The sequence below is a fragment of the Pseudomonas sp. Pseusp21 genome, from assembly GCF_059492145.1.
On sequence record NZ_CP168520.1, the window covers coordinates 1,360,195 to 1,375,853 of the forward strand.

Consider the following 15,659-nt stretch of genomic DNA (forward strand, 5'->3'; position numbering starts at 1 on the left):
GCCCCATTTCGTTGCCCGACTGTCCGAGAACACCCCATGCAGCTCTCTTCGCTCACTGCGGTTTCCCCTGTTGACGGCCGCTACGCCGGCAAAACCCAGGCCCTGCGCCCAATTTTCAGCGAGTACGGCCTGATCCGTGCCCGCGTTCTGGTTGAAGTGCGCTGGCTCCAGCGCCTGGCCGCTCACGCCGGCATCCCGGAAGTGCCAGCCTTCTCCGCCGAAGCCAACGCCGTTCTGAATGAACTGGCCGAGAACTTCTCGCTGGAGCACGCCGAGCGCGTGAAAGAGATCGAGCGCACCACCAACCACGACGTCAAAGCGATCGAATACCTGCTCAAAGAGCAGGCGGCCAAGCTGCCGGAGCTGGCCAAGGTCAGCGAATTCATCCACTTCGCCTGCACCAGCGAGGACATCAACAACCTGTCCCACGCCCTGATGCTGCGCGAAGGCCGTGACGACGTGATGCTGCCGCTGATGCGCCAGACCGCCAACGCCATCCGCGAACTGGCCATCCGCTTCGCCGACGTGCCGATGCTGTCGCGCACCCACGGCCAGCCGGCTTCGCCGACCACCCTGGGCAAAGAGCTGGCGAACGTGGTTTACCGCCTCGAGCGTCAGATCGCTCAGGTCGCTGCCGTTCCGCTACTGGGCAAGATCAACGGCGCTGTCGGCAACTACAACGCTCACCTGTCGGCCTACCCACAGATCGACTGGGAAGCCAACGCCCGCGCCTTCATCGAAGACGAGTTGGGTCTGGGCTTCAACCCGTACACCACGCAAATCGAGCCGCACGACTACATCGCCGAGTTGTTCGACGCCATTGCGCGCTTCAACACCATCCTGATCGACTTCGACCGTGACATCTGGGGCTACATCTCCCTGGGTTACTTCAAGCAGCGCACCATCGCCGGCGAAATCGGTTCGTCGACCATGCCGCACAAGGTCAACCCGATCGACTTCGAAAACTCCGAAGGCAACCTGGGCATCGCCAACGCACTGTTCCAGCACCTGGCGAGCAAACTGCCGATCTCCCGCTGGCAGCGCGACCTGACCGACTCCACCGTTCTGCGCAACCTCGGTGTCGGCTTCGCCCACAGCGTGATCGCGTACGAAGCGAGCCTCAAAGGCATCAGCAAGCTCGAGCTGAACGCTGACAAGATCGCTGCCGATCTGGACGCTTGCTGGGAAGTCCTGGCCGAGCCGATCCAGACCGTGATGCGCCGCTATAACATCGAAAACCCGTACGAGAAGCTGAAAGAACTGACCCGCGGCAAGGGCATCAGCCCTGAGGCGCTGCAGACTTTCATCGATGGCCTGGACATGCCGGCCGCTGCGAAAGCCGAGCTCAAGCAACTGACCCCGGCCAACTACATCGGCAACGCTGTAGCGCAAGCCAAACGCATCTGATCGACTGCTTGACCCGTTTGAGACGCCCGGCCGCGCCGGGCGTTTTTATTCCCGTCTGAAAAATGCTTTTTTTCAATAGGTTACATATGAATCCCGATATTCCTCTTCAACTTCTGGGTGGTCTTACGGCGCGCGAATTCATGCGCGATTACTGGCAGAAAAAACCACTGCTGATCCGTCAGGCGATTCCTGATTTCGAAAGCCCGATCGACGCCGACGAACTCGCCGGCCTGGCCCTGGAAGAAGAAGTTGAATCGCGCCTGGTGATCGAGCACGGCGAGCGTCCATGGGAACTGCGTCGCGGCCCGTTCGCCGAAGACGAATTCAGCAAACTGCCGGAGCGCGAGTGGACCCTGCTGGTACAGGCGGTCGACCAGTTCGTGCCGGAAGTCAGCGAGCTGCTGGAAAATTTCCGCTTCCTGCCGAGCTGGCGCGTCGACGACGTAATGATCAGCTTCGCCGCCCCGGGTGGCAGCGTCGGCCCGCACTTCGACAACTACGACGTGTTCCTGCTGCAAGGCCACGGCAAGCGCAACTGGAAAATCGGCCAGATGTGCGACTCCGAAAGCCCGCTGCTGCAACACGCGGACCTGCGCATCCTCGCCGAATTCCACGAGACCGAAGAGTGGGTGCTCGAACCGGGCGACATGCTCTACCTGCCACCACGCCTGGCCCACTGCGGCGTTGCCGTCGATGACTGCATGACCTACTCGGTCGGTTTCCGCGCACCGAGCGCCGCTGAAGTGCTGACCCACTTCACCGACTTCCTCAGCCAGTTCCTGACTGACGAAGAGCGCTACACCGACGCCGATGCAAAACCGGTCAGCGATGATCCACATCAGATCCAGCACGATGCACTCGACCGCCTGAAAGCGCTGCTCGCCGAGCACATGAGCGATGAGCGCCTGCTGCTGACCTGGTTCGGCCAGTACATGACCGAGCCGCGTTATCCAGAGCTGGTGGTAGGCCCGGAAGAGGTCGAGGAAGAAGACTTGCTCGGCGCACTCGAAGACGGCGCCATCCTGATCCGCAACCCGAGCGCGCGCCTGGCGTGGTCGGACGTCGATGACGACCTGCTGCTGTTCGCCAGCGGCCAGAGCCGTTACCTGCCGGGCAAGCTGCGCGAACTGCTGAAGCTGATCTGCTCCGCCGACGCCCTGCACACCGATAACCTCGGTGACTGGCTGAGCGACGAAGACGGTCGCGGCCTGCTGTGCGAACTGGTCAAACAGGGCAGTCTGGGGTTCGCCGACGATGAATAAGATTCGCGTACGTGTTGCAGACTGGCAAAAGGACAACGCCGAGATCCGCCGCATTCGCGAAACGGTGTTCATTGCCGAACAATCGGTTCCACCCGAGCTTGAGTGGGACGCCGATGATGCCACGGCGGTGCATTTCCTGGCTTTCGAAGGCGACTTTCCGATCGGCACTGCCCGCCTTTTGCCCGACGGGCATGTCGGCCGGGTTTCGGTGCTCAAGGACTGGCGCGGCCTGAAGGTCGGCGATGCGCTGATGCAATCGGTGATTGCCGAAGCGGAAGCACGCGGCCTGAAGCAGCAGATGCTCAGCGCCCAGGTTCAGGCCACAGCGTTCTATGAGCGTCTGGGTTTCAACCTGATCAGCGAGGAATTCCTCGAAGCCGGGATTCCGCATGTCGACATGGTTCGTCATTCGGCTTAAGACCCAGGCACCGATCGTTCCCACGCTCCGCGTGGGGATGCATCTCGGGACGCTCCGCGTCCCTTGCGGCATGTGACGCAGAGCGTCACTGGCTGCATTCCCACGCAGAGCGTGGGAACGATCAACACCTAAAACGCCCCGCCATCTCACGATGCCGGGGCGTTTTGCTGTCTACGATTCAACTTGCCCCAACCCGGGCCGACAAACTGGCAATATCAAGCCTTTCGAAAGCGGAGATAACGGACATGTCCCTACGCACCCTGCTCACCACCCTGCTGCTCGGCTGCAGTTTTTCGGTGATGGCAGCCACAGAAATCGTGCCCCTCAAGTACCACACCAGTGCCGACATGCTGCCGGTGGCTCAGGACTTCATCGGCAAGGACGGCCAGGTCAGCGCTTATGGCAACCAACTGATCGTGAAAGCCGAGCCCGGCAAGATCGAAGAACTCAAGGACCTGCTCTCGCAGCTCGACACCGCGCCCAAGCGCCTGCTGATCACGGTCGACACCAACGAAAACAACGGTCGTGGCGATGAAGGCTATTCAGTCAATGGCGCGCAAACCCGGATCATCAGCCGCAGCACCGCCAGCCGCGACGGCGGCATTCAGCAAATTCAGGCCAGCGAAGGTGCACCGGCACTGATCCAGGTTGGTCAGAGCGTGCCGATCACCAGCAGCCAGACCAACTCCTACGGCGATTACAGCAGCCAGACGCAATATCGCAACGTCACCCAAGGGTTTTACGTCACCGCCAGCGTCACCGGCGAAACCGTTCACCTGGCCATCAGTACCAACCGTGACCGAATGAGCCAGGAACGTCCCGATGTAGTGAACGTGCAAAGCACCGACACAACCGTCACCGGACGCCTGGGCGAATGGATCACCCTCGCCGGCGTGAATCGCCAGACCCAGGCCGACAAACAGAGCCTGGCCCGCAGCTACTCTACTCAAGGCCGGGATGACATGACGTTGCGGGTGAAAGTCGACACGCTGGACTAAAGCACCAAAAACTGACTGATTAGTCGTATTAGACGAAAGATGTAGTGCTTTAAAAAAAGCACTACAAAACGTTTGACGAGCCAAAAAAGCGAAGGCATGATGGCCTCGCTCCCGCTAATCAGAGGCCCTGGCAAGGGCCTTCGAAGCGCTGCTCGCAACCATCCCCGCGAGCCGTTTCGTGTCTGTACCGCCCACAAGGCGTGTTTGACGAGGTTGCCGACTGGAACGAAGTTGTCCCGAGGGACGGAAGCGTAATTAGGTAACCCGGCTTTACACTGTCGTTCGTATAAAGGCCCACGACGCCCGAATGCGCCCACCAGTTCGCCTTTACCTGCTCACTTCCCCTCGAGCCTATCGTTCATCCCGTCGCCTGCCCCGCCGAACCCGACCTGACCGCCTAAGCTTCTGGTCAGCGAGCGCAAGGAACTTTCCACCGCAGAACAACTTTTCATAAAGACGCGACGAGGTTTATCTCCATGGCACTGACACGCGAACAGCAAATTGCAGCCCTTGAAAAAGACTGGGCTGAAAACCCGCGCTGGAAAGGCGTGACTCGCAATTACTCCGCTGCTGACGTCGTCCGTCTGCGTGGCTCGGTTCAACCAGAGCACACCTTTGCAAAAATGGGCGCCGAGAAGCTGTGGAACCTGGTCACCCAGGGTGCCAAGCCGTCCTTCCGCCCAGAGAAAGATTTCGTCAACTGCATGGGCGCCCTGACCGGCGGCCAGGCTGTGCAGCAGGTTAAAGCCGGTATCCAGGCGATCTACCTGTCGGGCTGGCAAGTCGCGGCGGACAACAACTCCGCCGAATCGATGTACCCGGACCAGTCGCTGTACCCGGTGGACTCGGTTCCAACCGTGGTCAAGCGCATCAACAACTCGTTCCGTCGCGCCGACCAGATCCAGTGGAAAGCCGGCAAGAACCCGGGCGACGAAGGCTACATCGACTACTTCGCACCAATCGTGGCTGACGCCGAAGCCGGTTTCGGCGGCGTCCTGAACGCCTACGAGCTGATGAAGAGCATGATCGAGGCAGGCGCCGCCGGCGTTCACTTCGAAGACCAGCTGGCTTCCGTGAAGAAATGCGGCCACATGGGCGGCAAGGTTCTGGTTCCAACCCAGGAAGCCGTACAGAAGCTGACCGCAGCTCGTCTGGCTGCCGACGTTGCCGGTGTACCGACCATCATTCTGGCCCGTACCGACGCCAATGCTGCCGACCTGCTGACTTCCGACTGCGACCCGTACGACAAGCCGTTCGTAACCGGCGATCGTACTCAGGAAGGCTTCTACAAGGTTCGTGCCGGTCTGGACCAGGCAATCGCCCGTGGCCTGGCCTACGCGCCGTACGCCGACCTGATCTGGTGCGAAACCGCTAAACCAGACCTGGAAGAAGCCCGTCGTTTCGCTGAAGCGATCAAAAAGGAATACCCGGACCAGATCCTGTCGTACAACTGCTCGCCTTCCTTCAACTGGAAGAAAAACCTGGACGACGCGACCATCGCCAAGTTCCAGCGCGAACTGTCCGCCATGGGTTACAAGCACCAGTTCATCACCCTGGCCGGCATTCACAACATGTGGCACAGCATGTTCAACCTGGCGCACGACTACGCCCGCAACGACATGACTGCCTACGTGAAGCTGCAAGAGCAGGAATTCGCTGACGCCGCCAAGGGTTACACCTTCGTGGCTCACCAGCAGGAAGTGGGCACTGGCTACTTCGACGACATGACCACCGTGATCCAGGGCGGCACGTCCTCGGTGACCGCGCTGACCGGCTCGACCGAAGAAGAACAGTTCCACTGATCGACTTCGCCTGAGCGAACGGCCTTTGCGGACCGTATAGAAAGCTAACCGCATTGCCGAAAAAACTGACGCCCCGACTGGTTCGGGGCGTTTTTTTTGCCTGCGGTCTTCCGGGCACCTCAGGATTTGGCACAGCCTGTCAGGCAAAACATTGATCCAGAACGGTATCCGCATCGCAAAAATCGGCTAAAACGGGCGCCGCCGCTACTTGCAGTAACGCGCATATAAGACAACTTCCCGACTAGCGACCCGTTAAACAGTTACGAAACCACTGCAAACGATATCAATTATCATTTAGCGACAACTATGTTCGTTACATTTCCCACAAAACATAATTCTTGAAATTCCGGCTAATGCCCGCAACGCATGGGCTGCGGGCCCTTCGAGGTGCGCTATGTCCTTATTCCAATAAATAATTTCGCTATAGGAATTTTACTTGCCGGGTGTTTAGCCATAAAATCAGCGCGATTGATTGCTGCGACATATCGTCACTGCCTTATTTCTTTATCAAGCTCAGAGACCTTTGCTCTCTGTTAAGGATTTCCAGCATGCCCGAAGCGACAGGACTCATGGCCCACAACTGGGGCTTTGCCATTTTCCTTCTGGGTGTAGTCGGCCTGTGCGCCTTCATGCTCGGCGTCTCCAGCCTCCTTGGGTCAAAAGCCTGGGGCCGCAGCAAAAACGAACCGTTCGAGTCCGGCATGCTACCTACCGGTGGCGCCCGCTTGCGGCTCTCAGCCAAATTCTATCTGGTCGCGATGCTGTTCGTGATCTTCGATATCGAAGCCCTCTTTCTCTTTGCATGGTCTGTGTCCGTCCGCGAAAGCGGCTGGACCGGATTCGTCGAAGCTCTCGTTTTCATAGCAATTCTGTTGGCAGGTCTTGTCTACCTGTTCCGAGTGGGCGCCCTTGACTGGGCTCCGGAAGCTCGTCGCAAGCGGCAGGCGAAGCTGAAACAATGAGGCTTTGGCAATGCAATACAATCTCACCAGAATCGACCCCGATGCTCCTAACGAGCAGTATCCGATCGGCCAGCGGGAAACCGTTTCCGATCCGTTAGAGGATCAAGTCCACAAAAACATTTTCATGGGCAAGCTGGAAGACGTGCTGAGTGGCGCGGTCAACTGGGGACGTAAGAACTCCCTGTGGCCGTACAACTTCGGTCTGTCATGCTGCTACGTGGAAATGACCACTGCCTTCACGGCGCCCCACGACATCGCGCGCTTCGGCGCCGAAGTTATCCGGGCATCACCGCGTCAGGCCGACTTCATGGTTATCGCCGGGACCTGCTTCATCAAGATGGCGCCGATCATTCAGCGCCTGTACGAGCAGATGCTCGAGCCCAAGTGGGTGATCTCGATGGGTTCGTGCGCCAACTCCGGCGGCATGTACGACATCTACTCCGTGGTTCAGGGGGTGGACAAGTTCCTGCCCGTTGACGTCTACGTACCTGGCTGCCCGCCCCGTCCAGAAGCATTTCTGCAAGGCTTGATGCTGTTGCAGGAATCCATTGGCCAGGAGCGTCGCCCACTTTCCTGGGTCGTTGGCGATCAAGGCGTTTATCGCGCCGACATGCCTTCGCAGAAGGAACAGCGCCGCGAACAGCGAATCGCAGTCACCAACCTGCGCAGCCCTGACGAAGTCTGATCCAGTCTGTTTCAAAGAAACGAGAAGCTGGCTTCATTCTTTACGTTGACCGAAAGCGAAAAAATAACCATGACTACAGGCAGTGCTCTGTACATCCCGCCTTATAAGGCAGACGACCAGGATGTGGTCGTCGAACTGAACAACCGTTTTGGCGCCGAAGCGTTCACCGCTCAGCCGACCCGCACCGGCATGCCGGTGCTGTGGGTGGCTCGCGCCAAACTCGTCGAAGTCCTGACCTTCCTGCGCAACCTGCCCAAGCCGTACGTCATGCTCTATGACCTGCACGGCGTGGACGAGCGTCTGCGCACCAAGCGTCAAGGGCTGCCGGGCGGTGCCGATTTCACCGTGTTCTATCACCTCATGTCGCTGGAACGTAATAGTGACGTGATGATCAAGGTCGCCTTGTCCGAGAGCGACCTCAGCTTGCCGACCGTCACCAGCATCTGGCCGAACGCCAACTGGTACGAGCGTGAAGTCTGGGACATGTTCGGCATCGACTTCAAAGGTCACCCGCACCTGTCGCGCATCATGATGCCGCCGACCTGGGAAGGTCACCCGCTGCGCAAGGACTTCCCGGCGCGCGCCACCGAGTTCGATCCGTTCAGCCTGAACCTGGCCAAGCAACAACTCGAGGAAGAAGCCGCGCGCTTCCGCCCTGAAGACTGGGGCATGAAGCGCTCCGGCCCGAACGAGGACTACATGTTCCTCAACCTGGGTCCGAACCACCCTTCGGCTCACGGTGCGTTCCGCATCATCCTGCAACTGGACGGTGAAGAGATCGTCGATTGCGTTCCGGACATCGGTTACCACCACCGTGGCGCCGAGAAGATGGCCGAGCGTCAGTCCTGGCACAGTTTCATTCCGTACACCGACCGTATCGACTACCTCGGCGGCGTGATGAACAACCTGCCGTACGTGCTCTCGGTCGAGAAGCTGGCCGGCATCAAGGTACCCGAGAAGGTCGACGTCATCCGCATCATGATGGCCGAGTTCTTCCGGATCACCAGCCACCTGCTGTTCCTGGGTACCTACATCCAGGACGTTGGCGCCATGACCCCGGTGTTCTTCACCTTCACCGACCGCCAGAAGGCTTACACGGTGATCGAAGCCATCACCGGTTTCCGTCTGCACCCGGCCTGGTACCGCATCGGCGGCGTCGCTCACGACCTGCCGCGCGGCTGGGAAAAACTGGTGAAGGACTTCGTTGAATGGCTGCCGAAGCGCCTCGACGAATATACCAAGGCCGCCCTGCAGAACAGCATCCTCAAGGGTCGTACCATCGGCGTTGCCCAGTACAACACCAAAGAGGCCCTGGAATGGGGCGTCACCGGTGCCGGCCTGCGTTCCACCGGTTGCGATTTCGACCTGCGTAAAGCGCGCCCATATTCCGGTTACGAGAACTTCGAGTTCGAAGTACCGCTGGCCGCCAACGGCGATGCCTACGACCGCTGCATGGTTCGCGTCGAAGAGATGCGCCAGAGCGTCAAGATCATCGACCAGTGCCTGCGCAACATGCCGGAAGGCCCGTACAAGGCGGATCACCCGCTGACCACGCCGCCGCCGAAAGAGCGCACGCTGCAGCACATCGAAACCCTGATCACGCACTTCCTGCAGGTTTCGTGGGGCCCGGTCATGCCGGCCAACGAATCCTTCCAGATGATCGAAGCGACCAAGGGCATCAACAGTTATTACCTGACGAGCGACGGCGGCACCATGAGCTACCGTACCCGGATCCGTACTCCGAGCTTCCCGCATCTGCAACAGATCCCTTCGGTGATCAAAGGCAGCATGGTCGCGGACCTGATTGCGTACCTGGGTAGTATCGATTTCGTTATGGCCGACGTGGACCGCTAAGCATGAACAGCACGCTTATCCAGACAGACCGTTTCATCTTGAGTGAAACCGAGCGCTCGGCCATCGAGCACGAGCTGCATCACTACGAAGACCCGCGCGCGGCGTCGATCGAAGCCCTGAAGATCGTTCAGAAGGAACGCGGCTGGGTGCCGGACGGCGCCCTGTACGCCATCGGCGAGATCCTCGGCATCCCGGCCAGCGACGTTGAAGGCGTGGCCACGTTCTACAGCCAGATCTTCCGTCAGCCGGTCGGCCGTCACATCATTCGCGTCTGCGACAGCATGGTCTGCTACATCGGTGGCCACGAGTCGGTGGTCAGCGAAATCCAGAACAACCTGGGTATCGGCCTGGGTCAGACCACCGCCGACGGTCGTTTCACCCTGCTGCCGGTCTGCTGCCTCGGCAACTGCGACAAGGCACCGGCGCTGATGATCGATGACGACACCTTTGGCGATGTCCAGCCTGCCGGCGTCGCCAAACTGCTCGAGGGCTACGTATGACCCTGACTTCTTTCGGTCCTGCCAACCGCATCCAGCGTTCGGCCGAGACTCACCCGCTGACCTGGCGACTGCGTGACGACGGCGAAGCCGTCTGGCTCGACGAGTACCAGGCCAAGAACGGTTACGCCGCTGCGCGCAAGGCCTTCGCCGACATGGATCAGGACGCCATCGTCCAGACCGTGAAAGACGCCGGCCTCAAGGGTCGCGGCGGTGCAGGCTTCCCCACTGGCGTGAAGTGGGGCCTGATGCCCAAGGACGAATCCATCAACATCCGCTACCTGCTGTGCAACGCGGATGAAATGGAGCCGAACACCTGGAAAGACCGCATGCTGATGGAGCAACTGCCCCATCTGCTGATCGAAGGCATGCTGATCAGCGCCCGCGCGCTGAAAACCTACCGTGGCTACATCTTCCTGCGTGGCGAGTACACCACCGCCGCCAAGCACCTGAACCGTGCCGTGGAAGAAGCCAAGGCAGCGGGCCTGTTGGGCAAGAACATCCTGGGCAGCGGCTTCGATTTCGAGCTGTTCGTCCACACCGGCGCCGGGCGTTACATCTGCGGTGAAGAAACCGCACTGATCAACTCCCTCGAAGGCCGCCGCGCCAACCCGCGCTCCAAGCCGCCCTTCCCTGCCGCCGTTGGCGTGTGGGGCAAGCCGACCTGCGTGAACAACGTTGAAACCCTGTGCAACGTACCGGCGATCATTGCCGACGGCGTGGACTGGTACAAATCGTTGGCCCGCGACGGCAGCGAAGACATGGGCACCAAGCTCATGGGCTTCTCCGGCAAGGTCAAGAATCCTGGCCTGTGGGAACTGCCATTCGGCGTTACCGGTCGCGAGCTGTTCGAAGACTACGCCGGCGGCATGCGCGACGGCTTCAAGCTGAAAGCCTGGCAGCCAGGCGGCGCCGGTACCGGTTTCCTGTTGCCGGAACACCTCGACGCACAAATGTACGCCGGCGGCATCGCCAAGGTGGGCACCCGTATGGGTACCGGCCTGGCCATGGCGGTGGACGACAGCGTCAACATGGTGTCCCTGCTGCGCAACATGGAGCAGTTCTTCGCTCGCGAATCCTGCGGTTTCTGCACCCCTTGCCGTGATGGCCTGCCATGGAGCGTCAAGCTGCTGATGGCCATCGAACAAGGCCGCGGCCAGCCAGGTGACATCGAGACCCTGCTGGGTCTGGTCAACTTCCTCGGCCCAGGCAAGACCTTCTGTGCTCACGCACCGGGTGCCGTGGAGCCGTTGGGCAGTGCCATCAAATACTTCCGTCCAGAGTTCGAAGCCGGTATCGCGCCCGCAAGCGCCACCGTCCCGCCTCTGGCGAAGCCGATCACAGTCGGCGCGTAAATGCTTAAAAAGGCGAAGGGTCCGTGCCCTTCGCCTTTCGTCCGATGACGCCTTTCGGGGCTGACTGGATTCGGACGGATAACAAGATTCCATTAGCCACGCCCGCTGACACCGGGCCAACGAAGACCTTTGAACCATGGCCACTATCCACGTAGACGGCAAAGCGCTCGAAGTCGACGGGGCAGACAACCTGTTACAGGCATGTCTGTCGCTGGGCCTCGACATCCCTTATTTCTGCTGGCACCCCGCGCTTGGTAGCGTCGGGGCCTGCCGCCAGTGCGCGGTCAAGCAGTACACCGACGAGAACGACACCCGTGGTCGCATCGTCATGTCCTGCATGACGCCTGCCACCGACAACACCTGGATCTCCATCGACGATGAAGAATCCAAGGCGTTCCGCGCCAGTGTCGTCGAATGGCTGATGACCAACCACCCGCACGACTGCCCTGTGTGCGAGGAAGGCGGTCACTGCCACCTGCAAGACATGACCGTGATGACCGGCCACAACGAGCGCCGTTATCGCTTCACCAAACGCACCCACCAGAACCAGCAACTGGGCCCGTTCATTTCCCACGAGATGAACCGCTGCATCGCCTGCTACCGCTGCGTGCGTTTCTACAAGGATTACGCCGGCGGCACCGACCTCGGTGTATTCGGCGCCCACGACAACGTGTACTTCGGTCGCGTTGAAGACGGCACCCTCGAAAGCGAGTTCTCCGGCAACCTCACCGAGGTCTGCCCGACCGGTGTGTTCACCGACAAGACTCACTCCGAGCGCTACAACCGCAAGTGGGACATGCAGTTCTCGCCGAGCATCTGCCATGGCTGCTCGAGCGGTTGCAACATCTCCCCGGGCGAGCGTTACGGCGAACTGCGTCGCATCGAAAACCGTTACAACGGTTCGGTGAACCAGTACTTCCTGTGCGACCGTGGCCGTTTCGGTTATGGCTACGTCAACCGCACCGACCGCCCACGTCAGCCGCTGCTGGCCGATGGCACCAAGCTTGGCCTGGATGCTGCGCTGGACAAAGCCGCCGACCTGCTGCGCGGCCGCAACATCGTCGGTATCGGTTCGCCGCGTGCCAGCCTGGAAAGCAACTACGCGTTGCGTGAGCTGGTAGGCGCCGAGCACTTCTACTCCGGTATCGAAGCCTCCGAGCTGGAACGCATCCGTCTGGTCCTGCAAGTGCTGAAAGACAGCCCGCTGCCCGTGCCGAACATGCGTGACATCGAAGACCACGACGCCGTGTTCGTCCTCGGGGAAGACCTGACCCAGACCGCCGCCCGCATGGCCCTGGCCCTGCGTCAGTCGGTCAAAGGCAAGGCCGAAGACATGGCCGAAGCCATGCGCGTTCAGCCTTGGCTCGACGCTGCGGTGAAGAACATCGGTCAGCACGAACTGAACCCGCTGTTCATCGCCAGCCTGGCTGAAACCAAGCTCGACGACATCGCCGAAGAATGCGTACACGCAGCTCCCGACGATCTGGCCCGCATCGGTTTCGCCGTGGCTCACGCCCTGGACGCCAGCGCGCCGGCCGTTGAAGGTCTGGACGCCGAAGCCCTGGAACTGGCCAAGCGCATTGCCGACGCCCTGCTCGCGGCCAAGCGTCCGCTGATCATTGCCGGCACTTCGCTGGGCTCCAAAGCCTTGATCGAGGCCGCTGCGAACATCGCCAAGGCCCTGAAGCTGCGCGAGAAGAACGGTTCGATCAGTCTGATCGTGCCGGAAGCCAACAGCCTCGGTCTGGCCATGCTCGGTGGCGAATCGGTTGATGCTGCCCTGCAAGCCGTGATTGACGGCAAGGCCGACGCCATCGTCGTGCTGGAAAACGATCTGTACACCCGCACCGCCAAAGCCAAGGTCGATGCGGCACTGAACGCTGCGCAAGTAGTGATCGTTGCCGACCATCAGAAGACCGCCACCAGCGACCGCGCGCATCTGGTTCTGCCAGCCGCCAGCTTCGCTGAAGGCGACGGCACGCTGGTCAGCCAGGAAGGTCGCGCCCAGCGCTTCTTCCAGGTTTTCGACCCGCAATACATGGACGCGAGCATTCTGGTCCACGAAGGCTGGCGCTGGCTGCACGCCCTGCGCGCCACCCTGCTGAACCAGCCGATCGACTGGACGCAACTCGACCACGTGACCGCTGCCGTTGCTTCGAGCACCCCGCAACTGGCCCGTATCGTCGATGCCGCGCCGTCCGCCTCGTTCCGCATCAAGGGTCTGAAACTGGCCCGTGAGCCGCTGCGTTACTCCGGTCGCACCGCGATGCGCGCCGACATCAACGTTCACGAACCACGCACCCCGCAAGACAAGGACACCGCGTTCGCCTTCTCGATGGAAGGTTACTCGGGCTCCGCCGAACCGCGTCAGCAGGTGCCGTTCGCCTGGTCGCCGGGCTGGAACTCGCCGCAAGCCTGGAACAAGTTCCAGGACGAAGTCGGTGGCCACCTGCGCGCTGGCGATCCGGGCACCCGCCTGATCGAAAGCAGCGGTGATTCGCTGAACTGGTTCGCCAGTGTTCCGCGCGCGTTCAACCCGGCCCAGGGCACCTGGCAAGCCGTGCCGTTCTACCACCTGTTCGGCAGCGACGAGAACTCGTCCAAAGCCGCTCCGGTCCAGGAACGCATCCCGGCTGCCTACGTTGCACTGGCCAAGTCCGAAGCGGATCGCCTGGGCGTCAACGACGGTGCACTGCTGAGCCTCAATGTTGCCGGCCAGACCCTGCGTCTGCCGCTGCGCATCAATGAAGAGCTGGGCGCTGGCCTGGTTGCACTGCCGGCCGGTCTGGCAGGCATTCCGCCGGCGATTTTCGGCCAAACCGTTGATGGTCTGCAGGAGGCAGCGCAATGACCTGGTTCACCCCTGAAGTGATCGATGTGATCCTGACGGTCATCAAGGCCATCGTGATCCTGCTGGCCGTGGTGGTCGCAGGCGCGTTGCTCAGCTTTGTCGAGCGTCGCCTGCTGGGCTGGTGGCAGGACCGTTACGGTCCGAACCGCGTTGGTCCGTTCGGCATGTTCCAGATCGCAGCCGACATGCTGAAGATGTTCTTCAAGGAAGACTGGACCCCGCCGTTTGCCGACAAGGTGATCTTCACCCTGGCACCGGTGGTGGCCATGTCCGCCCTGCTGATCGCGTTCGCGATCATCCCGATCACCCCGACCTGGGGCGTGGCGGATCTGAACATCGGCCTGCTGTTCTTCTTCGCCATGGCCGGTCTGTCGGTTTACGCGGTGCTGTTCGCCGGCTGGTCGAGTAACAACAAGTTCGCCCTTCTGGGCAGCTTGCGTGCCTCGGCGCAGACCGTGTCCTACGAAGTGTTCATGGGCCTGGCCCTGATGGGCATCGTGGTGCAGGTCGGCTCGTTCAACATGCGCGACATCGTCGAGTACCAGGCGCAGAACCTGTGGTTCATCATTCCGCAGTTCTTCGGCTTCTGTACCTTCTTCATCGCTGGCGTGGCCGTGACTCACCGTCACCCGTTCGACCAGCCGGAAGCGGAGCAGGAACTGGCCGACGGTTACCACATTGAATACGCCGGTATGAAATGGGGCATGTTCTTCGTCGGTGAATACATCGGCATCATCCTGATCTCGGCGCTGCTGGTCACCCTGTTCTTCGGTGGCTGGCACGGTCCGTTCGGCATCCTGCCGCAACTGTCCTTCGTCTGGTTCGCACTGAAGACCGCGTTCTTCATCATGCTGTTCATCCTGCTGCGCGCTTCCATCCCGCGTCCGCGTTATGACCAGGTGATGGATTTCAGCTGGAAATTCTGCCTGCCACTGACCCTGATCAATTTGCTGATAACCGCTGCGGTTGTGTTGTGGAACACACCTGCGGTTGCGGTTCAGTGAGGATTTGACCCATGTTCAAATATATTGGCGACATCGTTAAGGGTACCGGTACCCAGTTGCGCAGCCTGGTCATGGTCTTCGGCCATGGCTTTCGCAAGCGCGACACCCTGCAATACCCGGAAGAGCCGGTCTACCTGCCACCACGCTACCGTGGTCGCATCGTCCTGACCCGCGACCCCGACGGCGAAGAACGCTGCGTAGCCTGCAACCTGTGCGCCGTGGCGTGCCCGGTGGGTTGCATCTCGCTGCAGAAAGCTGAAACCGAAGACGGTCGCTGGTACCCGGACTTCTTCCGTATCAACTTCTCGCGCTGCATTTTCTGCGGTCTCTGCGAGGAAGCCTGCCCGACCACCGCGATCCAGCTGACTCCGGATTTCGAGATGGCCGAGTTCAAACGTCAGGACCTGGTGTACGAGAAAGAAGATCTGCTGATCTCCGGCCCCGGCAAAAACCCTGATTACAACTTCTATCGTGTTGCAGGTATGGCCGTTGCGGGCAAGCCGAAAGGCGCCGCACAAAACGAAGCCGAGCCGATCAACGTGAAGAGCTTGCTGCCTTAAGGAA

Annotated in this window: 13 protein-coding genes; all 13 read left to right on the plus strand. The window is 60.6% G+C overall.

Going from position 1 to position 15,659, the window contains the following annotated elements; all coding sequences use genetic code 11:
* Positions 1-36: 36 nt before the first annotated feature.
* The 13 genes from purB to nuoI all read left to right on the plus strand — a co-directional run bounded on the left by purB (position 37) and on the right by nuoI (position 15,655).
* Positions 37-1,407 (plus strand): adenylosuccinate lyase, encoded by a 1,371-nt coding sequence (gene purB, locus ACEN93_RS06055; protein ID WP_039767413.1) that lies wholly within the window; start codon positions 37-39, stop codon positions 1,405-1,407.
* An 86-nt stretch (positions 1,408-1,493) separates the two neighbouring features.
* Complete coding sequence (locus ACEN93_RS06060; protein ID WP_414882737.1) at positions 1,494-2,669, plus strand: ribosomal protein uL16 3-hydroxylase; 1,176 nt, start codon at positions 1,494-1,496, stop codon at positions 2,667-2,669.
* Positions 2,662-3,087, plus strand: coding sequence for a GNAT family N-acetyltransferase (locus ACEN93_RS06065; RefSeq protein WP_495611185.1), 426 nt, complete (start codon positions 2,662-2,664; stop codon positions 3,085-3,087). Before ACEN93_RS06060 ends, ACEN93_RS06065 begins: the two co-directional genes overlap by 8 nt.
* A gap of 245 nt (positions 3,088-3,332) precedes the next feature.
* Positions 3,333-4,085: a secretin N-terminal domain-containing protein gene (locus ACEN93_RS06070; RefSeq protein WP_490840826.1), complete on the plus strand. Its 753-nt coding sequence runs from the start codon at positions 3,333-3,335 to the stop codon at positions 4,083-4,085.
* Positions 4,086-4,561: 476 nt separating this feature from the next.
* Positions 4,562-5,887 (plus strand): isocitrate lyase, encoded by a 1,326-nt coding sequence (gene aceA / locus ACEN93_RS06075; RefSeq protein WP_192561603.1) that lies wholly within the window; start codon positions 4,562-4,564, stop codon positions 5,885-5,887.
* 548 nt (positions 5,888-6,435) lie between these two features.
* Positions 6,436-6,849: an NADH-quinone oxidoreductase subunit A gene (locus tag ACEN93_RS06080; RefSeq protein ID WP_003223812.1), complete on the plus strand. Its 414-nt coding sequence runs from the start codon at positions 6,436-6,438 to the stop codon at positions 6,847-6,849.
* 10 nt (positions 6,850-6,859) lie between these two features.
* The gene (locus ACEN93_RS06085) at positions 6,860-7,534 is read left to right on the plus strand and encodes a NuoB/complex I 20 kDa subunit family protein (protein ID WP_007951456.1); all 675 of its coding nucleotides are present in this window, start codon (positions 6,860-6,862) and stop codon (positions 7,532-7,534) included.
* Between the two features lie 69 nt (positions 7,535-7,603).
* Positions 7,604-9,388 carry an NADH-quinone oxidoreductase subunit C/D gene (gene nuoC, locus ACEN93_RS06090; RefSeq protein WP_039767687.1) on the plus strand — a complete coding sequence of 595 codons (1,785 nt, stop codon included), beginning with the start codon at positions 7,604-7,606 and terminating at the stop codon, positions 9,386-9,388.
* A gap of 2 nt (positions 9,389-9,390) precedes the next feature.
* Complete coding sequence (nuoE, locus tag ACEN93_RS06095; RefSeq protein WP_039767421.1) at positions 9,391-9,888, plus strand: NADH-quinone oxidoreductase subunit NuoE; 498 nt, start codon at positions 9,391-9,393, stop codon at positions 9,886-9,888.
* Entirely contained in the window at positions 9,885-11,240 is a 1,356-nt protein-coding gene (nuoF, locus tag ACEN93_RS06100) for an NADH-quinone oxidoreductase subunit NuoF (protein WP_074688949.1), read from the plus strand. Before nuoE ends, nuoF begins: the two co-directional genes overlap by 4 nt.
* Positions 11,241-11,376: 136 nt before the next feature.
* Complete coding sequence (gene nuoG, locus ACEN93_RS06105) at positions 11,377-14,091, plus strand: NADH-quinone oxidoreductase subunit NuoG (protein ID WP_495611186.1); 2,715 nt, start codon at positions 11,377-11,379, stop codon at positions 14,089-14,091.
* A complete protein-coding gene (gene nuoH, locus ACEN93_RS06110) occupies positions 14,088-15,095 on the plus strand; it encodes an NADH-quinone oxidoreductase subunit NuoH (RefSeq protein WP_007964859.1) in 1,008 nt (335 codons plus the stop codon). The genes nuoG and nuoH overlap by 4 nt, the downstream gene beginning before the upstream one ends.
* An 11-nt stretch (positions 15,096-15,106) precedes the next feature.
* Complete coding sequence (nuoI, locus tag ACEN93_RS06115; RefSeq protein WP_007951461.1) at positions 15,107-15,655, plus strand: NADH-quinone oxidoreductase subunit NuoI; 549 nt, start codon at positions 15,107-15,109, stop codon at positions 15,653-15,655.
* The last annotated feature ends 4 nt before the right edge of the window (positions 15,656-15,659 follow it).